The 21,202-nt window shown below is 63.8% G+C and carries 19 protein-coding genes; 9 read left to right on the plus strand and 10 right to left on the minus strand.

The features are described from left to right. Positions 1-47 precede the first annotated feature (47 nt). From QM672_RS18265 to QM672_RS18285, 5 genes are all read right to left on the minus strand, one after another. Entirely contained in the window at positions 48-953 is a 906-nt protein-coding gene (locus tag QM672_RS18265) for an ADP-ribosylglycohydrolase family protein (RefSeq protein WP_415084265.1), read from the minus strand. After that, complete coding sequence (locus tag QM672_RS18270) at positions 950-1,141, minus strand: hypothetical protein (RefSeq protein ID WP_311933374.1); 192 nt, start codon at positions 1,139-1,141, stop codon at positions 950-952. The genes QM672_RS18265 and QM672_RS18270 overlap by 4 nt, the downstream gene beginning before the upstream one ends. 343 nt (positions 1,142-1,484) lie before the next feature. Continuing rightward, the gene (locus tag QM672_RS18275) at positions 1,485-1,835 is read right to left on the minus strand and encodes a DUF1491 family protein (protein WP_311933375.1); all 351 of its coding nucleotides are present in this window, start codon (positions 1,833-1,835) and stop codon (positions 1,485-1,487) included. Continuing rightward, positions 1,832-2,617, minus strand: coding sequence for a peptidoglycan-binding domain-containing protein (locus tag QM672_RS18280; RefSeq protein ID WP_415084267.1), 786 nt, complete (start codon positions 2,615-2,617; stop codon positions 1,832-1,834). Before QM672_RS18280 ends, QM672_RS18275 begins: the two co-directional genes overlap by 4 nt. Continuing rightward, positions 2,610-4,358, minus strand: coding sequence for a PAS domain-containing sensor histidine kinase (locus QM672_RS18285; protein ID WP_367624062.1), 1,749 nt, complete (start codon positions 4,356-4,358; stop codon positions 2,610-2,612). The genes QM672_RS18280 and QM672_RS18285 overlap by 8 nt, the downstream gene beginning before the upstream one ends. 353 nt (positions 4,359-4,711) lie before the next feature. Between QM672_RS18285 and QM672_RS18290 the strand changes: the two genes are divergently transcribed. Then, positions 4,712-5,014 carry a hypothetical protein gene (locus QM672_RS18290; protein WP_415084269.1) on the plus strand — a complete coding sequence of 101 codons (303 nt, stop codon included), beginning with the start codon at positions 4,712-4,714 and terminating at the stop codon, positions 5,012-5,014. Between the two features lie 41 nt (positions 5,015-5,055). After that, positions 5,056-5,475, plus strand: coding sequence for a SufE family protein (locus QM672_RS18295; protein WP_311933379.1), 420 nt, complete (start codon positions 5,056-5,058; stop codon positions 5,473-5,475). Between the two features lie 126 nt (positions 5,476-5,601). Here the strand turns inward: QM672_RS18295 and QM672_RS18300 are convergent, their stop codons facing one another. Next, positions 5,602-6,021, minus strand: a complete 420-nt coding sequence (locus tag QM672_RS18300) for a MucR family transcriptional regulator (protein WP_068288823.1) — start codon at positions 6,019-6,021, stop codon at positions 5,602-5,604. A gap of 656 nt (positions 6,022-6,677) precedes the next feature. On the opposite strand from QM672_RS18300, the gene msrB reads away from it, so the two are divergent. The 4 genes from msrB to murJ all read left to right on the plus strand — a co-directional run bounded on the left by msrB (position 6,678) and on the right by murJ (position 12,298). Then, positions 6,678-7,085, plus strand: a complete 408-nt coding sequence (gene msrB, locus QM672_RS18305; RefSeq protein WP_311933380.1) for a peptide-methionine (R)-S-oxide reductase MsrB — start codon at positions 6,678-6,680, stop codon at positions 7,083-7,085. A gap of 1 nt (position 7,086) precedes the next feature. Further along, positions 7,087-9,207 carry a S9 family peptidase gene (locus tag QM672_RS18310; protein ID WP_311933381.1) on the plus strand — a complete coding sequence of 707 codons (2,121 nt, stop codon included), beginning with the start codon at positions 7,087-7,089 and terminating at the stop codon, positions 9,205-9,207. Between the two features lie 259 nt (positions 9,208-9,466). After that, entirely contained in the window at positions 9,467-10,066 is a 600-nt protein-coding gene (locus tag QM672_RS18315) for a superoxide dismutase (protein ID WP_311933382.1), read from the plus strand. Positions 10,067-10,768: 702 nt separating this feature from the next. Next, on the plus strand, positions 10,769-12,298 hold the full coding sequence (gene murJ, locus QM672_RS18320) for a murein biosynthesis integral membrane protein MurJ (protein WP_311933383.1): 1,530 nt from the start codon (positions 10,769-10,771) through the stop codon (positions 12,296-12,298). Here murJ and QM672_RS18325 read toward each other — a convergent pair. From QM672_RS18325 to QM672_RS18340, 4 genes are all read right to left on the minus strand, one after another. Next, positions 12,276-13,316: a zinc-dependent alcohol dehydrogenase family protein gene (locus QM672_RS18325; protein WP_394310144.1), complete on the minus strand. Its 1,041-nt coding sequence runs from the start codon at positions 13,314-13,316 to the stop codon at positions 12,276-12,278. The genes murJ and QM672_RS18325 overlap by 23 nt on opposite strands. A 66-nt stretch (positions 13,317-13,382) precedes the next feature. After that, positions 13,383-14,768, minus strand: coding sequence for a M20/M25/M40 family metallo-hydrolase (locus QM672_RS18330; protein WP_367624065.1), 1,386 nt, complete (start codon positions 14,766-14,768; stop codon positions 13,383-13,385). 140 nt (positions 14,769-14,908) lie between these two features. Beyond that, the gene (locus tag QM672_RS18335) at positions 14,909-15,367 is read right to left on the minus strand and encodes a two-component system response regulator (RefSeq protein WP_156771527.1); all 459 of its coding nucleotides are present in this window, start codon (positions 15,365-15,367) and stop codon (positions 14,909-14,911) included. Positions 15,368-15,563: 196 nt separating this feature from the next. Continuing rightward, positions 15,564-17,066 (minus strand): helicase HerA-like domain-containing protein, encoded by a 1,503-nt coding sequence (locus QM672_RS18340; protein ID WP_415084274.1) that lies wholly within the window; start codon positions 17,064-17,066, stop codon positions 15,564-15,566. A 201-nt stretch (positions 17,067-17,267) separates the two neighbouring features. Between QM672_RS18340 and QM672_RS18345 the strand changes: the two genes are divergently transcribed. From QM672_RS18345 to scpA, 3 genes are read left to right on the plus strand one after another with little or no spacing between them, the layout of a single operon-like run. Then, positions 17,268-17,660, plus strand: coding sequence for a DUF2780 domain-containing protein (locus QM672_RS18345; protein WP_068288794.1), 393 nt, complete (start codon positions 17,268-17,270; stop codon positions 17,658-17,660). Positions 17,661-17,663: 3 nt separating this feature from the next. Beyond that, a complete protein-coding gene (locus QM672_RS18350; protein ID WP_415084277.1) occupies positions 17,664-19,016 on the plus strand; it encodes a methylmalonyl-CoA mutase family protein in 1,353 nt (450 codons plus the stop codon). Further along, on the plus strand, positions 19,013-21,172 hold the full coding sequence (gene scpA, locus QM672_RS18355; RefSeq protein ID WP_415084279.1) for a methylmalonyl-CoA mutase: 2,160 nt from the start codon (positions 19,013-19,015) through the stop codon (positions 21,170-21,172). Before QM672_RS18350 ends, scpA begins: the two co-directional genes overlap by 4 nt. Positions 21,173-21,202 lie beyond the last annotated feature (30 nt).

Here is a 21,202-nt window from a genome sequence, read left to right on the forward strand (position 1 = left end):
CAGAAACGTCGACAGATTTTTCGATAGAGAAAGCGCTCGGCACCCTCTCAACCCAGCGCGAGAGCGCGGGCCGTCGCGATGATCTCATCGCCCCACACGACCTTGTGCTGCCAGGCGATCGGAATGGCGCTTCGTCCCCACAAGGCACCGGCCAATTGGCCGGCCACAGCGCCGATCGTGTCGGCGTCTCCACCCAGATTCACCGCGTCTACCACCGCACCCTGGAAGCATCCGGCTCGGGATACGGCCCACAGCGCCGCCTCCAGCGTGTGCATGACATAGCCGCTGGAGGAAATGGCATCGCGTTCGACCCGCCGCCAATCCGTGCTTGCACAACGCCTCAGCCGCTCGGGAAGATTCTCCGGCAAGTGCTTCGGCCGCAGCACGCTCGCCGGATCCGCACCGTGCAGGGCCTCGAACAGCAGGGTTGCGAAATAGACGCAGGCCTCGACGGCTTCCTCGGCCCCATGAGTCAGGCGGGACTGGTCCGCCGCATCCCGCAGGGCACGTTGCCGATCTCCTCGAGCGGCGATGACGACCGGCACCAGTCTCATCAAGGAGCCGTTGCCGGCGGTATCGGCGGCTGTCGGGCCAGCGAACGGATTGCCCGAGGCCTCATAGCGCGCCAGGGCCTTGCTGGTTACCCCGCCAATGTCGAAACACTCGCCGGTCGCGCTCAAATAGCCGTGTCGCCACCAATTGACGAAACGGTTCATGCAATCCTGGGGATCGAATTGTTTGTGCTGCTGGAGGCTCGCCGCCAGGCAAAGCGCCATGGAGGTGTCGTCGGTCCAGGCCCCGGGTGGAAGGGCGAATGGCCCGCCGCCGACGATGTCGGTCAGGGGAGCATGGCTGTCGCGGGCTGAAAATTCGAGCGTGGTGCCGAGCGCATCACCGATGGCAAGCCCGAGGAGAGCTCCTTCGGCTCGGTCGAGATAGTCGCTGGAACTCACGCCTTGCGATGGCGCTTGCCACCACCGGCGCCACGACGCGGCTGGGGCGACTGACGATCGTCTTCCACGTGGCGCTCGATACGCACGCCGGTGAAGAACAGGATTTCGGCACTAGGCTCCCGGGCCTCCTGTTCACTCGGAGGGCGTGGGGCTTGAGGTTGTTTGGGAAATGGCAGGACGATGCTCATGGCGGGACCTATCAGCAGATTGCACCAGAAATCGAGACTCCGTTCGCTTTGGGGTCATTAGCAGGTAAGGAAAGTTAACAGTCTGTGTACATACGCACTAAACGCCGCCCGCCGTCGCTGCGGCGTGACTCCGGTGTGCGATTTTGCACATCGGGCCCCGATATTACGGCCAATTGGCCCTTTTTGGGCAAAACGCGCCCAACAAAATAGGCGTAGGCCTTTCGGGCATGGTGCGTCCGGCAAGGCATCACCGGCCGTCCGGGCCAGACTATGCACCCAAAGCCACCGGTTGCGGAATCACGTTTTGATACATTGCCGAATGGTAATTCGGGCAATGCCCGCCTCAGCTTTCCTCGGCGAGGTCGAGGAAATGCCGGCCTTGGCGGTCCTCCGCCTCGATGACCCAGAGGTCGGGGTCGAAGCGGAATTCGCGCTGCAATCGCGTCTCAGCATCCAAGGGCGTGGCGTCCGCCGGCGTGATCCGCACAAAGCGGCGCACGCCATCATCCTCGGTGATGAGCGATTGCGGCGCCGGGCCGTAAAGCGCAGCGGTGCCGTCGAGATGGTCGATCTTGACGAAGATGGCCCCGGCCTCCTCGGAACCGCGCTGGCGCAATGCGGCGAAGGCACCTTCCGCCATGGCGCGGCGAAGATAAGCCGCGACGAACAGGCTGGATTTGAGCCGGGCGCTCATTCCACCTTGGTACCGGAACGGGCCAATTCCTGCAGCAGCCGCGTCGAGATCTGGCCGGTTACCGGCAATCCACGATCCTTCTCGAAGCGGGAGATGGCGTTGCGCGTGTCGGCCGCCATGAAGCCATCGACCTTCAGGGGACCATAGCCCTGCTTGGCCAGTGCCTTTTCGACCCCAAGCACGCGTTTGTCGGGCTGTGGGCCGGCCGGGGCCGGCGGCTCGCCATTGATCAGCGCGGCGATCTGGTCGACGGGCGGAGCCGGGGGCGCCTCTGCGGCGGTCGGTTCGGTGGTGAGCAGGGGACTGGAACTGGCGATGATCTTGGTAAGCAGCGCCGCGCTGGGCTGACCGTCGACCGGCATGCCATTGTGCTGCTGGAAGGAGCGGATCGCCGTGGTGGTCTTGGGGCCGAGAACCCCGTCGGCCAGGCCGTCATAGAGCCCGCGCTCGGCCAAGGCGAGCTGGACATCCCGCAGCACGGCAACTGCGTCCTGGGAAGCGGCATCGTCAGCCCCACGCGCGCCCGCACCCGACGCCGAAACGGAAGGAGCCGACGAGGCCGAGCCGCGCTGGGCGATGAAGGGCGAGGTATGCGTGCCGTTCTGCAGAACCAGAGCATTGACCAGGATCGCAAGGCTGAGGCCCCCCATCACCGCCAGTCCCGCGACCTCGGCCGGACGCTGCAGGATCACCCGCATGATACCGACATAACGCGAGGGGGCCTCTTCGACCTTGTCCGACAGCAGAAAATCGCGATCGGAACGGGCTAACGCTTCACGCACGCTTCTTCCCCAATTCTTCTTCGATAAAATGATCTTGGACCGCCGGACGCACCGGCAGCGTTTCAATGGTGGCGCCGCTGGCAAAGGCCCGGCGCGAGGCTTCGCTTTCGCAATCGGACGGCAGCTGAACCGTAACGGTGGTACCGTGACCGATCAGGCTGTCGACCTCCATGCGCCCGCCATGCAACTGGGCAAGGCCCTTGACCACGGAAAGGCCGAGGCCGGTACCTTCATAGGTCCGTTCGTAGTCCTTGGACGGCTTGCCGGCCGTCGACTGGAAGAAGGCCTCGCCCAGCCGCGGCACGTCCTCGCGCGCCACGCCGACGCCGTCATCGGCGACGAAGAGGGCGACGCCGTATTTCTCCTGGCGCGCGCCGATGGTGACATGGCCGCCGCGCTTGGTGAATTTGAGCGCGTTGGACATCAGGTTGAGGTAGATCTGGCGGCAGGCGCGCTTGTCGGCGATGATCGGCGGCATGTCGGGCGCGATGGCGGTCTCCAGGGAGATGCCGAGTTCCTGCGCCTTCAGCAGCAGGATATTGCGGCAGTTCTCGATGAGGTCGCGGATCTGGAAGGATTCAGGCACCAGCTCGAAGCTGCCGCTCTCGATCTTCGACATGTCGAGGATGCCGTTGACCATCGACAGCAGATGGTGGCCGCTGTCATGGATCAGGCCGGCATATTCATGCCGCCGCTCTGCCGAGAGCTTCATCATCTCCTCGTTCAGCATCAGCTCCGAAAAGCCGATGATGGCATTGAGGGGCGTGCGCAGCTCATGGCTCATCGTGGCCAGGAAGCGGCTCTTGGCGGCATTGGCCTTCTCGGCCTCGATCTTGGCGTCGATGAGCTGGTGCTCATAGGCCTTGCGATCGGTGATGTCCTGCATGACCGCCACCGTCTGGCGGTCCTCATCCTCGCCCAGCGGCCGGCAGCGCATCTCCACCCACAGGAAGACGGGAGCCCCCTCCCCCTTGCGGCGCAGCCGGAACTCGACCGTCGAGCCCAGCCCATCCATCTCGGCGCTGGAAAGCGCAGACAGATAGGCGGGACGGTCAGCGATATGCACATAATCGAACAGGCCCTGGCCGAGCAGTTCGGACGGCTCGGCACCGAACAGCGCCTGGGACGCCGGCGAAGCATAGACGACCTGGCCGCGCTTGCCGTGCCGCGTCACGAGGTCGCTGATGTTCTCCGCCAGCAGGGTATAACGGGCTTCGCCGGACTTCACGAGCTGGCGGTCGTAGCGCCTCAGGCGCAATTCCATCAGCACGATGCCGCCGACGGCAGCAAGGGCAAGCACGACGCCCAGTCCGTCGAGGAAGCGCGTACCGAGACTGGGCGGCGGCGCCATCTTCGTTCCCGCCAGAGCGATCATCATGGCGGTGATGCCGGCCAGGACGATAGCGCGGATCACGATGTTGCGGGCGCCCGTCAGCAGCGCGAGGGCGGGAGCGACGGCCAGAAGCGCATAGGCGCTGGCGCTGTGCCCGCCGCTGTGGCGGGCGACGATGCCGGCAAAGCCGCAGACGGCGAGGACGGTGAGTAGAGCCGCAACATCGAGACGACCGGTGACGGACAAGCGCCAGACAATGGCGAGCAGGGCGGCAACCAGTACCATGATGCCGCCGACACCGAGGCTGGGACCACCGGAGAAAGCCAGGAAAGGCGGCACCAATGTCAGGCCGAACAGCGCCGCGCCGAGCAGCATGGCGACGAAGGCACCATGTCGGGCCGCTGTCAAGGGATCGTGTTTCGCCGATCCGTGGACCAAGCGGTCGACGGATGCCTTGGCGGATATGAACCAATCAAACTGACGCAACGCCCCGGCACGGCCCTGCGGCCGCGCTCCCTACATGACCCGTCGACCATGGCAGTGCGTCCTTTAAACGAACCCTAAGAGAATGGGCCTGCCAGGCCGTTCCTGCGTCTGGAAAGGCCTCTTGGCGGGTCAAGTGCCAAACATGGTGAACAATTCCTCACCAAGACGGGTTGGCGGGTTAACCATCCCTTCACTTTGCCGCCGTCCGTGCGATGAGTCACGCTCCTGTCGATGGTGCCCATGCTAGAATTGACCATCGATCGGGAGCCCATGACGTGTTCTTCATCCTGCGCATGATGTTCTGGCTTGCCGTGGTCGCCCTGCTCTTGCCGGCGCCGCCGGCCCAGCATGACAAGCAGGCCCTGGCGGGTCTGTCGGCAACGGCCCTCGCCGACAAGGCCGTCGGCGCCGCCTTGTCCTATTGCGCCGCCAGTCCCCAGCAATGCGCCGCTGGCTTCGCCGGCGCCAGGCAGCTTACCGGCCTCCTCGCCAGCCCGGGTGACGATGCCGCCGCCGCTCCCGCTCCAGCCGGTCAGCGCTTCACAGCCCTGCCTCCCCCACGCCCTTCCATTCCCTGAGAGGGCTTTGTCTTCCTCGGCATCTCACTTATATGAAGGGGATGAGCAGCCAAGACATCGCCGTCATCATCGAGAATTTCGAACTCCTGGACGATTGGGAGGATCGCTATCGTTACCTGATCGAGCTCGGCAAGACGCTGGAGCCGCTGCCCGACGAGGCGCGGACAGCGGCCAACAAGGTGCAGGGCTGCGTCAGCCAGGTCTGGCTCGTCACCCATTGGAAGGAAGGGCGGGCCGGTTTTCAGTGCGATAGCGACGCCTTTATCGTGCGCGGCCTCCTGGCGATCCTGGTGGCCGTCTATTCCGGCCGCACCGCGTCGGAGATTCTGGCCATAGACGCACTTGAGATCTTCCGCAAACTGCAGCTCGAGGAACATCTCACACCGCAGCGCTCCAACGGACTGAAATCGTTTGTCGAACGCATTCGCAGCGATGCGCGGCAGGTCCTGGTCACGACCTGATCGCTTCCTGCCTCGAACGTCTAGCGCCAAACCATAACTGGCGACACGCCCTATATACTTCAAACAACAACAGCCGGATGCATGGCATCCGGCTGTTGTTGTCGTTCCGGCAGGGCCGTGGCGAAATTACCGTCCCTTGCGACGGCGCTGCTGGCCGAGGCCCATCTGCTTGGCCAGGTTGGAGCGGGCCTGAGCATAGTTGGGGGCAACCATCGGGTAATCGGCCGGCAGAGCCCACTTCTCGCGGTATTCTTCCGGCGAGATATTGTATTGCGTGCGCAGGTGACGCTTCAGGGACTTGAACTTCTTACCGTCCTCGAGGCAGATGATGTAGTCAGCCGTCACCGACTTCTTGATCGGAACCGCCGGCTTGGGAGCCTCGGCCGGCACTTCCTGCACGCCGCTGGTGATACGCTGAAGAGCACCATGGACCTCATTGATCAAGCCGGGCAGGTCCGATGCAGCAACCGAATTATTGCTGACATAGGCCGAGACGATGTCCGCCGCGAGCTCGATGAAGTTGGTGTTGTTGGATCCGTCGCTCATGGTAAATCGACTTTCTTTTTTTGGTCTGATTTAACTAAATGTTCACCACCGGCTACGCTGCCGCGCCATTCATTAACAGCAGTGCAGGCCATACATCCGCTTCGCAACTTTGGAATCGCGAATTTCGAATTGCGCACTGATGTAAACTCTCAAATCTTATCAATCAAGATCTTTTGCAAGACAAGCATGAATTTTGCACTACGCCGCATCTGATTACTGCCGTGAAAACATGCAACCGCCTACGTAAGACGCTCCCCTATCACAAATGGGTACTGCAACACCCGATCGGACTATCTGATCTGCACTGATGACCGGATAGGTCACGCCAGGCACGACAGCAGACTGCAATTGTAGAAAGGCGCACCTAACCAGCGCATTACGCAGCATCGCTACGCCTGCCGCCGATCCCGCGCCGATGAGAAAGGTCTAGAATTCGACCGGCTTCCCTTGCGACAATTGCCACCCTCGGCAAACAGCAAATGCAAATTTGCAAGCCCGCCGCGGAATTCAACAAGACACTGAATTGCGAACTGTCGCCCCACCCCCTATTTACGACGAACTGAATAGTCTTCAAACGCTCGGCCTGTCGAATCAGTCGCAAAGTATGTCCACCGTTTCGATAGCATCCCTTTGCGGCAAAATATTGGGAGACAATTGTGCCAAACAAGAAAGTTAACAAAACAGATGCGGAATGGCGGACGCTTCTCTCTCCAGAACAATACCACATTACCCGCGAACGCGGCACGGAGCGCGCTTTTACCGGACCTTTCTGGAACGCCAAAGAAAAAGGCACCTATTCCTGCGTCTGTTGCGGTGAGGAATTGTTCCGGTCGGACACTAAGTTCGATTCAGGCTGCGGCTGGCCGAGCTATTTCGAACCCGTGCGCGCGGATGCCGTAGTCGAGTTGGAGGACAGATCCTACGGCATGCGCCGTATCGAGATCCGCTGCGCCGCTTGCGATGCCCATCTCGGCCATGTCTTCCCGGATGGCCCGCCGCCTACGGGCCTGCGCTATTGCATCAACGGCCATGCCATGAACTTCACCCCCGACCAGAAGGCATGAGATGGTGACTTCCTCCCCCATTCTGCCGCCGATTGCCGAAAAGCGGCCAAGCAAACGCGTCGTTCACGGTATTGCGTTACAGGACGACTATGCTTGGCTGCGGGCGGACAATTGGCAGGACGTGCTGCGTGACGGCTCGACGCTGCCCGCCGACATCAAGACCCATCTCGAGCAGGAAAATCGCTATGCCGACGCCCAGCTTGCGGAGGGCGAGCACCTGCGGGCCGTCCTGTTCGAAGAGCTCAAGGGGAGAATCAAGGCCGACGACTCCTCGGTGCCCTCTCCGGACGGGCCCTTCGACTACTATTCGCGCTTCCGGCAGGGCGGACAGCATCGCCTGTTCTGCCGGCGCCCGCGTGGCGGCGGTGAGGAAACGCTGCTTCTGGACGGCGACGCCCTCGCAAAGGGCAAGAGCTTCTTTGCCTTCGGCGGTTTTGCCCCCTCGCCCGATCATCGGCTGATCGCCTGGAGTTGCGATGAGAACGGTTCGGAATTCCATACGATACGCCTGCTCGATACCTCGAAAGGCGTAATGCTCACCGACAATGTCCCCGATACGGAAGGCGAGGCCGTCTGGCTCGCGGATGGATCGGGCTTCTACTATGTGAGGCTCGACGAGAACCATCGCGCCTCCAGCGTGTGGCTGCATCTCTTGGCTACCCCAGCCGGTACCGACCGCCTCATCTATGAGGAGGCCGACGCCGGCATGTTCGTCGGTCTGTCGCAGACCCAGTCGCGCCGTCTGGCGGTCATCGACATCCACGATCATGAAACCTCGGAAGTCCGGGTGATCCGCCTCGAAGATGGCGACAGCCGCGTGCATCTGATCGCCGCGCGCCAGGAAGGCGTGCAATATGAGATCGAACACCGCCCCTTGCCGGACGGGAAGGATCAGTTGCTGATCCTGACCAACTTCGACGATGCCGAGGATTTCCGCATCATGACCGCGCCTCTGGCGACGCCCGCACAGGCGTCCTCAACTCAGGCATCCTGGAGCGACCTCATCCCGCATAAGCCGGGCCGCTATATCCTCGACATCGTGCTGCTGGCCGATTGGCTGGTCCGGCTCGAGCGCGAGGACGGCCTGCCGCGCATCGTGATCCGCTCCTTGTCCAGCGGCGAGGAACACGCCATCGACTTTGCCGAGGAAGCCTACTCCCTCGCGCTCGATGGCGGCATGGAGTTTGCGACAGACCGGATCCGGTTCGTCTATTCCTCGATGACCACGCCGGCCGAGACCTATGACTACGACATGCGCTCGCGCGAGCGTGTCCTGCGTAAGCGCCAGGAGGTTCCATCCGGACACGATCCTGCGCTCTACGTCACCCGCCGGGTCTTCGCCCCCACGGCCGATGGCGAAAGCGTGCCTATCAGCCTGCTCTACCGCAAGGAAACCGCCCTGGACGGCTCGGCACCGCTGCTGCTCTACGGCTATGGCGCCTATGGCCTGTCGATGCCGGCGCAGTTTTCCACCAACGCGCTGTCATTGGTCGACCGTGGCTTCGTCTATGCCATCGCCCATATTCGCGGCGGCACGGAAAAAGGCTGGCGCTGGTATCGCGAAGGCAAGCTCGCCAAGAAACCCAACACCTTCCAGGACTTCATCGCGGCCGGCAGCTATCTGGCGGAACGCGGTTTCACGGCCCGCAAGCGGATCGTCGCCCACGGCGGCTCGGCCGGCGGCATGCTGATGGGCGCCGTCGCCAATCTCGCTCCCGACCTGTTCGGTGCCATCGTGGCAGAGGTTCCCTTCGTCGACGTGCTCACCACCATGCTCGACGACAGCCTGCCCCTCACCCCGCCGGAGTGGCCCGAATGGGGCAATCCGATCGAGGACGAAGCGGCTTTCCGGACCATTCTTTCCTACAGCCCGGTCGACAACGTGGCCGCCCGTCCCTACCCGCCCATCCTGGCCCTCGCCGGCCTGACCGATCCCCGCGTGACCTATTGGGAACCGGCCAAGTGGGTGGCGCGGCTGCGCGAGAAGAACCCGCAGGGCAATCCGGTGATCTTCAAGGTCAATATGGATTCGGGCCATGGCGGGGCTTCCGGGCGCTTCGAACGGCTGAAGGAAGTGGCGCTGGTCCAGGCCTTCGCCCTGCAGAGGATGGGAGCGGCGTGACTTAAAAATCATGCCGGTCACCCTGCCAAATCAGTTCCCTTCCAGCGCCATCGCGCTTAAGTTTGCCCGCCGACGGTGCATCGGCCTTGCAGCCCGCTCCAGCGGGCATCGGGGCCGCTAGCCGCCACCCCTTCACTCGGCTCCCGCCCGGATGGCTGCAAGATCTTCGATCTCGCGGCAACCGTTCGGGAACACTGGACGGGCGGGCTGCGTTTTGTAGCCATGCCCATCGCCATCATGTCACTTCATGAGGAACACCATGTCCTTCACGCTCCCCGAACTGACCTACTCCTATGACGCCCTCGCGCCCTACATGTCGCGCGAAACGCTGGAGTTCCACCACGACAAGCATCACCTTGCCTATGTGAACAACGGCAACAACCTGCTCAAGGGCACGGAGTGGGAAGGCAAGAGCCTCGAGGACATCGTCAAGGGCTCCTATGGCAAGAATGCCGGCCTGTTCAACAATGCCGGCCAGCACTACAACCATCTGCATTTCTGGAAGTGGCTGAAGCCGAATGGCGGCGGCGCCATCCCCGGCAACCTCGAAAAAGCCATCGTCGACGGCCTCGGCTCGGTGGACAAGGCCAAGGAAGAATTCATCCAGGCCGGCGTCACCCAGTTCGGTTCGGGCTGGGCCTGGCTTGCCGTCAAGGACGGCAAGGTCATCGTCGCCAAGACCCCGAACGGCGAGAGCCCGCTGGTGCACGGCGCTACGCCGATCCTCGGCGTCGACGTCTGGGAGCATTCCTATTACATCGACTATCGCAATCGTCGCCCCGACTATCTCAAGGCTTTCGTCGACAACCTGGTGAACTGGGAATATGTCGCCGAGCTCTATGAAGCGGCAGTGAAGTAAGCAGCTCCGGAGCGCCATTCGGCCCGTGGGCTCGAATGGCGCTTACTTTCAAAGAGGTCGCCCCGCGCCTTCGTCGCACCCTGTCTGACTGCAGGGCGTTTTCGGATATTCTGTCGAGAAGCTGAAAGGGCGGAGCGTTCTCCGCCCTTTTCATTTTAGGAGACTTGATAGTCGATCCGTCCCGCGCAGTGCATGGCTTGCCCCATTTTGGGCACAAGGCGTAAATGCAAAATCTTGGATATGAAACACAACTTATTGATACATCTATTCTTTATAGAGGAACGGTAGCGGAGCACCTGCAATCGCTACGCATGGCTCGCCTAGCAGCCATGCAAACTCAGCAATTGTTTATTGTGCGGCGCACACTAAACTAATCCTCATCAAACGGCGCGGAATTTTTCCCCGTTTGATAGCCCTCCTTGGGCGTTTCCTCCCTAGACTTGGGCCGCAGCGCAAGCTGCGGCCTCTTTCTTTTCTGAAACCCGTTACACGCTGGCGCGTGTCCCCGGAATCACAAGGCGGGCGTAAACGACGTGGAAACAAATCGGGCTCACGCCTGAACGCAGCTGGCCCGAACGACAGCTTCTCCACCGAAAATCCCTGCCGCCATCATCCGTTGGCAACCTTTTCAAGGCGATAGTGCCTGTTCCCGCCGATCAAAGCCGCGTATAGGCGGAGCTGACATCACGATAGGCCCTCTCCTTGCTGAAGAACATTCTTTCCATCGGCGCCTGGACCATGGTGTCGCGCGTGACCGGTTTTGTCCGGGACGCCTTGATGGCCGCCCTGATGGGAAGCGGCCCGGCCGCCGAGGCCTTCATCGTCGCCTTCCGCCTGCCGAACAATTTCCGTGCCATCTTCGGCGAAGGCGCCTTCAACGCCTCCTTCGTGCCGGCCTACACCAGGGTCCACCAGCAGGATGGCGACGACGCCGCACGGCTGTTCCAGGGGCGGATCGTGTCGATATTGCTGATCTCGCAGGTCATCCTGCTGGGATTGGTGCTGATCTTCACGCCACAATTCGTCGGCTTGAATGCGCCGGGCTTCGAGGGTGAGCGCTTCGATCTTGCCGTAACGCTCACCCGCATCACTTTTCCCTATCTCATCCTGATCACCCTGGCCACGCTCTATGGCGGCGTGCTCAACGCCGTCGGACGCTTCACGGCGGCTGCCGCGGCACCGATCCTGCTCAATGTGGCGATGATCGCCACCTTGCTTGCGCATCATTGGTTCCCGACCACCGCCCATGCCGCGGCCTGGGGCCTCACCATCTCCGGTGTCCTGCAGCTCGGCTTCATGCTGTGGGCGGCGCGCCGGGCCCGTGTGCTCGCCAAGCCCGAGCCGATCAAGCTGGACGCGCCGGTGAAAGCCTTCTTCAAGGCGCTGGGGCCGGCCACTATCGGCTCGATGGGCACCCAGATCGCCATCTTTGCCGATACCATCATCGCCTCGCTGCTATCGGCCGGTGCGGTGGCAGCCCTCTATTATGCCGACCGCATCAATCAATTGCCGCTCGGCATTATCGGCATCGCGGCCGGCACCGTGATCCTGCCGCAGATGAGCCGCCTGCTGGCGGCCGGACAGGTCGACGAGGCGCATGCCGCCCAGCGGCGCACCATCTTCCTGACCTGGCTACTGGCCGCGCCTTTTCTCGCCGGCTTCCTTGCCGTCCCCGATCTCATCATGCGCGCGCTCTTCATGCGCGGCGCCTTTACGGCTGGTGACGCGGAGGCCGCCTCCAGCGCCCTTCTCGCTTATGGCGCAGGCTTGCCGGCCGTGGTGCTGATCCGCTCGGCCGTCGCCAGCTTCTACGCCCGCGGCGATACGGCGACGCCACTCTGGGCCTCCCTCACCGGCATCGCCGTCAATATCGGGCTGAAGGTCGTCCTGATGGGGCCGCTCCAGCAGGCGGGCCTTGCCCTGGCGACCTCGCTCGGTGCCTGGGTCAATCTCGGCCTCCTCACGGTACTGGCGAGCCGCCGCGGCTTCATGCATCTCGACAGGCGCCTCTATGCCATGCTGGCTTGCGTCGCCCTGGCAACCGTCACCGCCGGCCTGGCCATGTACGCGGCCGCCACCGCCCTGGTGCCACTCCTGGCCGGGCTCTCCCATATCGGCGACATCATCGGCCTCGCCCTCGTCGGCATCGTTGGCGCCGCGTTCTACGGCGCCACCGTGTATTGCGCGTTCGGCACGGCCGGCATGGACCTCAAAAGCGCGTTACGACGCTGATGCCGACGCCGTCGAAGCGGTCCATCCGCATCAGGGCTTCCGGCGCCTCGTCGAGGCCGATGCGGCTGCCGATCAGCTTCTGAGGCGCCAGCTTGCCGGCAGCGATCATGTCGAACATCGCCTGGTAGCGGAAAGCCTGCATGCCGTGGCTGCCGAGGATCTCGAGCTCATAGGCGATCACCCGGTCCATCGGTATCGGCGGCCGGGCATGGTCGCCCAGCATCAGGCCGACCTGGATGTGGCGGCCGCGCCGACGTAGATTGCCGATGGAATTGACGCTGGTGACGGGATGGCCAAGCGCGTCCAGCGATACCTGGGCGCCACCGCCGGTGAGGTCTCGGACCGCGGCGACGACATCCTTGGTCTGGGCCGCATTGATGGTTGCCACCGCGCCGAACTGGCGGGCGAAATCCAGCTTTTCGTCGGTCAGGTCGATGGCCACGACATTGGCGCCGACGGCGCTGGCAATCATGATCGCCGACAGCCCGACGCCGCCGCAGCCATGCACGGCGACCCAATCGCCTGCCCGAACCCGTCCCTGGTCGACCACCGCCCTGAAAGAGGTGGCGAAGCGGCAACCCAGGCTCGCCGCTGTCGCCGAATCGAGGGCCTCGGGCAATTCCACCAGATTGGCATCGGCGAAATCGAGCGCCACGAATTCCGCGAAAGACCCCCATCCCGTAAAGCCCGGCTGGAACTGCTGTTCGCAGACCTGCTGATTGCCGCCGGCACATTCCCGGCAATGGCCACAGCCCGCGACGAAAGGCACCGTGACGCGCTGCCCCGCGCGCCAACGCCGGACCTGGCTGCCGACCGCCACGATGGTGCCGGCCAATTCGTGCCCAGGCACATGGGGCAGCACGATATCGGGGTCATGCCCCATCCAGCCATGCCAGTCGCTGCGGCACAGGCCCGTGGCCTCGACCTTGACGACCACGCCTTCCGGCGAGGGCGCCGGATCGGGCACGCTCTGCAGTCTCGGCGGCTGCCCGAATTGTTCGAAAACCACAGCTTTCATGGTGGACCCGTATCGCAGCCAATGGACGAGGGCCGGCGCTGGCGCCGGCCCTGCTCGAGGCCTGCCCTATTTGGCGAGCGCATCGAGAATGCGCACCCAGGAGCGGATGCCCCGATGGAAGCTGCGCACATCGTATTTCTCGTTGGGCGAATGGATCTGATCGTCTTCCAGGGCAAAGCCGATCAGGAGCGAATCGATGCCGAGGATGCGCTGCATGTCGCCGACCACCGGGATCGAACCGCCCGACCCGATCACCGGCGCGGTGCGGCCCCATTCCTCCGCCAGCGCCGCTCGCGCCTTGGCAAGCGGCTCGCTATCCGCAGGTACGGCGATCGCCGGTCCCATGCCATGCGACTGGAATTCGGCCTTGCAGTCTGCAGGCAGGCGATCGGTCACGAATTTGCGAAAGGCAGCCTGCACCTTTTCGGGCTCTTGGCCTGCCACGAGGCGGAACGACACCTTGGCGAAAGCCTGCGCGGCGATCACCGTCTTGGCGCCCTCTCCCTCATAGCCGCCACTGATGCCGTTGACGTCACAGGTCGGGCGCACGGTGATCTGCTCGAGCACCGTGCGGTCCTTCTCGCCGGCCGGCACCTTCAGGCCGACTTCGGCGAGATAGGCCTCGCCGTCGAAGTCGAGGGCAGCCCACTCGGCCTTCACTGCCTCGGGCAATTCCTGCACGCCGTCGTAGAAGCCCGGCAGGGTGACGCTGCCATTGTCGTCATGCAGGGCGGCCAGGATCTTCGACAGCACCCGAATCGGGTTCTGGGCAGCGCCGCCATACATGCCCGAATGCAGGTCGCGGCTGGCGGCCTTGATGGTGACTTCCTCATAGACCATGCCGCGCAGCATGGTGGTGATGGCCGGCGTTTCGCGATCCCACATATCGGTATCGCAAACCAGGCAGAAATCGGCCTTCAGCTCGTCCTTGTTCTCTTTGAGGAAGGGAATGAGGCTGCGCGAGGACGATTCTTCTTCGCCCTCGAGGAACACCGTCACATCAACGGGCAATTCCCCCTGGGTCTCGATCAGGGCACGGCAGGCCTCGATGAAGGTCATCACCTGGCCCTTGTCGTCGGAAGCGCCTCTGGCCACGATGATGTCGCCATGGGGACCGGGCTTGCGCACCGGCTCGAACGGCTTGGTGTGCCACAGATTGAGCGGATCCGGCGGCTGCACGTCATAGTGGCCGTAAAACAGGACATGCGGCACGCCCGGCTTGCCGGTGCGGCGATGTCCCACCACCATGGGATGGCCGATGGTCTTGCGAGGGGAGGCATCGAAGCCGATGTCCCTCAAGACCGCAGCGGCCCATTCGGCCGCCTTCTGGCAATCGCCAGCATAGGCGCTGTCGGCGGAGATCGAGGGAATGCGGAGAAATTCGAACAGCCGGTCGAGGCTGGCATCGAGTGCCGTGTCGGCAGCATCGAGCGCTTTATTGATGTCAGACATGTGCCTTAACGATGCGGGTGAGAAAGCGCCAAGCTAACGCGCCTTGCCCGATCTGGGTAGGGCCGACTTGCCTTCCGATGGCATTTTCGCGGCCCATGGCTGCGCCCTCCCCCGAGCGGGAAGGGCAAGAATAGCGCTGGTCAGCTCGCAAGGCTCCGCATCCGGGCGGTGAGTCGCGTGCGCTGGATCATCGATCCCACCCGCCGATAGATCTGCCGCGGCGAGACCGGCTCGGTCAGCACGGCATCGAAACCAGCCTGGGTGGCGGTGAGAAGCGCAGCACGGTTCGGCTGGTTTGCAACCAGCAGAATCGGCACCTCGCGCAGTTCGCCTCCTTCGTCCTGGCTCAGTGCGCCCAACAACGCAAAGGCGTCCGCAAGCACCGGCAGTGCGATCACAACACCCAGCGGCGGGTCCCGCCGCGCCATCTCCAGAGCATCCACGATACCCGAAGCAAGTCTGACTTTGGTCATGCCGAAATCCAGCAGGTTCTCACGCCAAAACTCGGCAACCTCTCGGTTTGGATTCACTAGTAAAATATCAGCAGATTGTATTACTTTTCTATTCGACCGGTCGTTCAGTATAGTTGCGCCATCCATCGCCCAAGAGCCTCCAGCAATCGCGCTTCAAAAGCTCATACGCCAAGGGTACCCAAACGTATATGCTGATCCCAATACCTCACCAGGAGGGCTAGGAATGCAATACGGGAAATTTGACGTAGGCGGCCCGAATAACGGCGAACTGGTAGTACTTGTATACTGACTCTTCAGCTATGGCATTGCGAGAGAGCATGCCTCAGCGTCGTGAACGGCCGCCGAGCACACCTCTCAGGATCGCCTGGGTAATTTCCCGGCCGGCGGTCGTGGCGATCGTGCGCGTCATCGAGCGAATCACGGCCTGCGAGGTCGTCATGCGGCCGGAAGCACGCCCACCGCCGCTGCCCGAACCGAACACGCTCCCCAGGACGCTGCCGAGCAAACCGCCGCCCTCCTCCGCCTGCTCGGCGGGCGCCGCCTCGTCGGTGACGCGGCGCTGCAGCATTTCGAAGGCCGATTCGCGATCGACCACGGTTTCATATTTGCCGCGCAGCGGGGAAGCCTGCAGGATCGCCTGGCGTTCGGCCGGCGTGATGGCGCCCACGCGTGCCGCCGGCGGCAGGATCAGCGCCCGCTGCACGATGGAAGGCACGCCATTGCCTTCGAGGAAGGAAACCAGGGCCTCGCCCTTGCCGAGCTCCGAGATGACCTTGGCGGTGTCGAGATCGGGATTGGGGCGGAAGGTCTCGGCAGCGGCCTTGACCGCCTTCTGATCGCGCGGGGTGAAGGCGCGCAGCGCATGCTGCACGCGATTGCCGAGCTGGCCGAGCACGGTGTCGGGCACGTCGAGCGGGTTCTGGGTGACGAAATAGACGCCGATGCCCTTGGAGCGGATCAGGCGCACCACCTGCTCGATCTTCTGCAGCAACGCAGGCGGGGCATCGTTGAACAACAGATGCGCTTCGTCGAAAAAGAACACCAGCTTGGGCTTGTCGAGGTCGCCGACCTCGGGCAGTTGCTCGAAGAGCTCGGACAGCAGCCAGAGCAGGAAGGTGGCGTAGAGCTGGGGCGCCATCATCAGCTTGTCGGCGGCCAGGATGTTGATGGTACCGCGCCCCTTGGCATCGAGCAGGCCGATATCGGCAAGCGACAGGGCCGGCTCGCCGAAGAATTTGTCGCCACCCTGCTGCTCCAGCGCCAGGAGCTGGCGCTGGATCGCCCCCACCGTCGTCTTGGAGACATTGCCATAGGTCTTGATCAGTTCGGCGGCCTTGTCGGCCATGTCGGCCAGCAGGGCCTGGAGATCCTTGAGATCGAGCAGCAGCAGGCCCTGGTCGTCGGCGAGCTTGAAGGCGGCGTTGAGCACACCCTCCTGGACATCGTTGAGCTGCAGCATCCGAGCCAGAAGCAGCGGTCCGACATCGGAGACCGTCGCGCGGATCGGCATGCCCTGTTCGCCGAAGACGTCCCAGAACTGCACCGGGAACTGGTCGGGCTGATAGGTGATGCCGACCTCGGCGGCCCTCTTGACGATGAAGTCCTTGGCTTCGCCGCGCTGGGAAACACCGGAGAGGTCGCCCTTGATGTCGGCGGCGAAGACCGGCACGCCTCGGGCGGAGAACCCCTCCGCCAGCACCTGCAGGGTCACCGTCTTGCCGGTTCCCGTCGCGCCGGTGACCAACCCATGGCGATTGCCGAAAGCCAGCGCGAGATATTGAGGCTCGGCGCTCTTGGCGACGAAAATCCGGCTCTGATCGGTCATCTCTTCCTGTCCTGAACGGTCAAATCGCAACGCAAACCATAACCGGCCGCGCCCCCAATCGCTACGGCCAATGGCTTGATGAAGTGTTACAAGTATTTAAAGCCACGGCCTTGATCTCCATGGCAAAATGGGAAACAGAGAAGAGCGGTTTGCCTACCGTGTGTCTCTGGTAGCAGCCGCGTCACGTCAGGGAGAAGAAAGATGGAAGAGCTGGTCGCCCAACTGGGTGCGAAGATTGGCGTGAGCCCCGAAGTTGCGACGCAGGCTATCGGTGCCGTGCTTGCCTTCCTGGAGCGGGAAGGACCCGCCGACGCGGTATCGAAGCTCGTCGATTCGATCAGTGGCGCGCGTGAAGTCACCAATGAGGCCATGAATGCCCAGAGCGGCGGTTTCATGGGCATGCTGGCCGGCATGGTCGGCCATGTCGGCGGCGGCATTGCAGGCCTCGGCGGCCAGCTGATGGCGCTCGGCCTCGACCTCAACCAGATCCAGGCGATCGGCAAGGAGCTCTTCGCCTATGCCGAGAAGGAAGCCGGGCCGGAAGTCGTCGGCAAGATCGTTGCCGAGATCCCTGAACTCGGCCAGTTCGTCTGAGCCATGGCGGAGGCGGATGCGGATGAGGCCCGTTGGCGCGACGCCGTCGCCGGCGTGCTCAAGGGAGCCTCCTTCGAGGACAGGCTGACCAGCCTGTTGCCGGACGGCGCGCGCCTCCAGCCCATCCATGCCCGCATGGCCGGCGCCCTGCCCATTCCCGGGCGGCCGCCGGCTGCACCCTGGACCATCGTCCAGCGTGCCGACCATCCCGATGTCGTACCGGCGAACAGCCTGCTCCTCGAGGATCTCGAGGGCGGTGCCGGTGGCATGACGCTGGTGACGACGCAAAGCCCGTTCGCCCGCGGCTTCGGCGTCGTGATCACCTCGGCCGGCAGCCTGGACGGCCTGCTGGCCGGAGTCGTGCGCAATGCGATCGAGATCCGGCTCGAAGCGGGGCCGCAGACCCTCGAAGTCGCGCGCTGGCTCAGCGAGATCGAAGGCGGCACTGTTCATTACGGTTATGACCCGATCGGCCAGCTCGCCACCACGGGCATCTTGCCAACCGGCTGGCCCTCGACAGCTTCGGTTCTCGCCAATCATCGGCAAGGCGGCACGGTGCTGACCGCCGATAGCCGCCCCTTTCATGAGGCCGGCGCGACCCCGGGGCTCGAGCTCGCCAGCACGCTGAGCTCGGCCCTGTCCTATCTGCGCGTGCTGGAAGCGACCGGCCTGCGCCTCGAAGAAGCGCGCCACTGCATCGGCTTTACCGTCGCCGCTGATCAGGACGTGTTCACCACCATCGCCCAGCTCCGGGCCCTGCGCCTGCTCTGGCTCGAGATCGAGAACGCCTGCGACCTTGCCTCCTCCCCGATCCACATCCACGCAGAAACCGCCTGGCGCATGCTGAGCCGGCGCGACCCCGCCACCAACATGCTGCGCAATGGGCTGGCCACCGCTGCGGCAGGCCTGGGCGGGGCCGACAGTGTCGCCATCCTGCCCCATACCGCCGCCAACGGGCTCGCCGACACCCATGCCCGGCGCGTTGCCCGCAATTGCCAGCATGTCCTGATCAGCGAGGCCAATCTGCACCGCATCGCCGATCCGGCCGCCGGCTCCGGCGGGCTGGAGGCGATGACGCAGGCTCTGTGCGAGGCCGGCTGGACCCAGTTCCAGGCCATCGAACGCCAGGGCGGCATCATCAATGTGATCCAGTCGGGCTGGCTGCAGGAAGAGATCCAGAGGCTGCGCCGGCCCGTCGGTACCATCATCGGCGCCAACAAATACACCCTGGCGGAGGAACCGGCGGTTTCGGTGCTGCGGCCGGCCCCGGACGAGGAGGCCCCGCCCCCCTCGCCGGCCCTGAGCCGCAAGCGCGACGCGCTCGCCTTCGAAAGCCTGTCGGGAGGCCCCCCATGAGCCGCATCCCCGATTTTTCCGCGCGTCCCCGCCGCCGACCCGCCCCTGGACCGCTCTTGACCGGCGAGGTCTGGCGCACGCCCGAGGGCATCGACATCAAGGCCGTGCATGGCGAGAGCGACCTGATCGGCCTCCAGGCCGTCGACTCCTGGCCGGGCCTGCCGCCTTTCCTGCGCGGCCCCTACCCGACCATGTATGTCCAGCAGCCCTGGACCATTCGCCAATATGCCGGCTTTTCGACTGCCGAGGAATCCAACGCCTTTTATCGGCGCAACCTTGCGGCAGGCCAGAAGGGCCTGTCGATCGCTTTCGATCTCGCCACCCATCGCGGCTATGATTCCGACCATCCGCGCGTGACCGGCGATGTCGGCATGGCCGGCGTCGCCATCGATTCCATCATCGACATGCGCACCTTGTTCCAGGGCATCCCGCTCGACGAGATGTCGGTGTCGATGACCATGAACGGCGCGGTGCTGCCGATCCTGGCGCTCTATATTGTCGCGGCCGAGGAACAGGGCGTTTCGCCCGACAAGCTGGCGGGAACCATTCAGAACGACATTCTGAAGGAGTTCATGGTCCGCAACACCTATATCTATCCGCCGGGCCCCTCCATGCGCATCGTCGGCGACATCATCGCCTACACCGCGCGGAACATGCCGAAATTCAACGCGATCTCGATCTCCGGCTACCATATGCAGGAAGCCGGCGCGACGCAGGACCTGGAGCTCGGCTACACGCTGGCCGACGGGGTCGAATACATCAAGGCCGGGCTGAAGGCCGGGCTCGACATCGACCATTTCGCGCCGCGCCTGTCCTTCTTCTTCGCCATCGGCATGAATTTCACCATGGAGGTGGCCAAGCTGCGGGCCGCCCGGCTGCTGTGGACGCGCCTGGTGCAGCAGTTCAATCCGAAATCGGCCAAGTCGCTGGCCTTGCGCACGCATTGCCAGACGTCCGGCTGGTCGCTGACGGCGCAGGACGTCTACAACAACGTCACGCGCACCTTGATCGAGGCGATGGCAGCCACGCAAGGCGGCACCCAGTCCCTGCACACCAACGCCCTCGACGAGGCCCTGGCACTGCCGACGGATTTTTCGGCGCGCATCGCCCGCAACACCCAGCTCGTGCTGCAGCAGGAGAGCGGCACCACCGGGCTGATCGATCCCTGGGGCGGGGCCCACGCCATCGAAAGCCTCACCGCCGACCTTGCCGCCAAGGCCTGGCAGCATATCGAGGAAGTCGAGGCGCTGGGCGGCATGGCCAAGGCGATCGAGGCCGGCTTGCCCAAACTGCGCATCGAGGAAGCCGCCAGCCGGACCCAGGCCCGCATCGATGCCGGCGAGCAGGCGGTGATCGGCGTCAACATCTACAAGCCGCAATCGGAGCCACCGCTCGACCTGCTCAAGGTCGACAATTCGGCCGTGCGCGCGGCCCAGATCGCCAAGCTCGAGCAGCTGAAGGCCGAGCGCGATCCGACGGCGCTCGAAAAGGCGCTGGACGCCCTGAGCAAGGGCGCCGAAGGCGATGCCAATCTCCTTGCCCTCGCCGTCGACGCGGCGCGGGCCAAGGCGACCGTCGGCGAGATTTCGTCAGCCCTCGAAAAGGTGTTCAGCCGCCACAAGGCGCAGATCCGCGCCACCTCCGGCGTCTACAAGGCCGCGATGAGTGGCGACGGCATCGCCAAGGTCCAGCAGAAGACGCAGACCTTCCGTGAGGAAGAGGGACGTCCACCCAAGATCCTGGTGGCCAAGATGGGCCAGGACGGCCATGATCGCGGCCAGAAGGTGATCGCCTCGGCTTTCGGCGATCTCGGCTTCGAGGTCGAAATCGGCCCCCTGTTCGCCACGCCCGACGAAGTCGCCAGGCAGGCAGCCGACAGCGACGTCCATATCGTCGGTGTCTCCTCCCTCACCGCCGGGCACCTGACATTGGTTCCCGCCTTGCGCAAGGCCCTGGTGGCCGAGGGCCGGCCCGATATCATGATTGTGGTGGGCGGCGTGGTGCCCGAACAGGATTTCGAAGCGCTCTACCAGGCCGGCGCCCAGGCGATCTTCCCGCCGGGCACGGTGATCACCGAGGCCGCCGGCGGCCTGCTCGACGAATTGCTGAACCAGTTGCGCCACCGGCATCACAACAGGCCACGGGACGCTCAGTGACGGCCGGCGTTTTATGGGATCGCAGGCATC

Source organism: Labrys sp. (in: a-proteobacteria), from assembly GCF_047605565.1.
Taxonomy (GTDB): domain Bacteria; phylum Pseudomonadota; class Alphaproteobacteria; order Rhizobiales; family Labraceae; genus Labrys; species Labrys neptuniae.

What these genes read in the sequence shown, in the direction of transcription:
- QM672_RS18350 (WP_415084277.1), top strand. Translation starts at nt 17,664, where the DNA reads ATGGCGGAGGCGGATGCGGATGAGGCCCGTTGGCGCGACGCCGTCGCC.
- scpA (WP_415084279.1), top strand. Translation starts at nt 19,013, where the DNA reads ATGAGCCGCATCCCCGATTTTTCCGCGCGTCCCCGCCGCCGACCCGCC.
- QM672_RS18275 (WP_311933375.1), bottom strand. Translation starts at nt 1,835, where the DNA reads ATGAGCGCCCGGCTCAAATCCAGCCTGTTCGTCGCGGCTTATCTTCGC.
- QM672_RS18330 (WP_367624065.1), bottom strand. Translation starts at nt 14,768, where the DNA reads ATGTCTGACATCAATAAAGCGCTCGATGCTGCCGACACGGCACTCGAT.
- QM672_RS18335 (WP_156771527.1), bottom strand. Translation starts at nt 15,367, where the DNA reads ATGGATGGCGCAACTATACTGAACGACCGGTCGAATAGAAAAGTAATA.
- QM672_RS18300 (WP_068288823.1), bottom strand. Translation starts at nt 6,021, where the DNA reads ATGAGCGACGGATCCAACAACACCAACTTCATCGAGCTCGCGGCGGAC.
- QM672_RS18270 (WP_311933374.1), bottom strand. Translation starts at nt 1,141, where the DNA reads ATGAGCATCGTCCTGCCATTTCCCAAACAACCTCAAGCCCCACGCCCT.
- QM672_RS18340 (WP_415084274.1), bottom strand. Translation starts at nt 17,066, where the DNA reads ATGACCGATCAGAGCCGGATTTTCGTCGCCAAGAGCGCCGAGCCTCAA.
- QM672_RS18345 (WP_068288794.1), top strand. Translation starts at nt 17,268, where the DNA reads ATGGAAGAGCTGGTCGCCCAACTGGGTGCGAAGATTGGCGTGAGCCCC.
- QM672_RS18295 (WP_311933379.1), top strand. Translation starts at nt 5,056, where the DNA reads ATGAGCAGCCAAGACATCGCCGTCATCATCGAGAATTTCGAACTCCTG.
- QM672_RS18315 (WP_311933382.1), top strand. Translation starts at nt 9,467, where the DNA reads ATGTCCTTCACGCTCCCCGAACTGACCTACTCCTATGACGCCCTCGCG.
- QM672_RS18310 (WP_311933381.1), top strand. Translation starts at nt 7,087, where the DNA reads ATGGTGACTTCCTCCCCCATTCTGCCGCCGATTGCCGAAAAGCGGCCA.
- QM672_RS18325 (WP_394310144.1), bottom strand. Translation starts at nt 13,316, where the DNA reads ATGAAAGCTGTGGTTTTCGAACAATTCGGGCAGCCGCCGAGACTGCAG.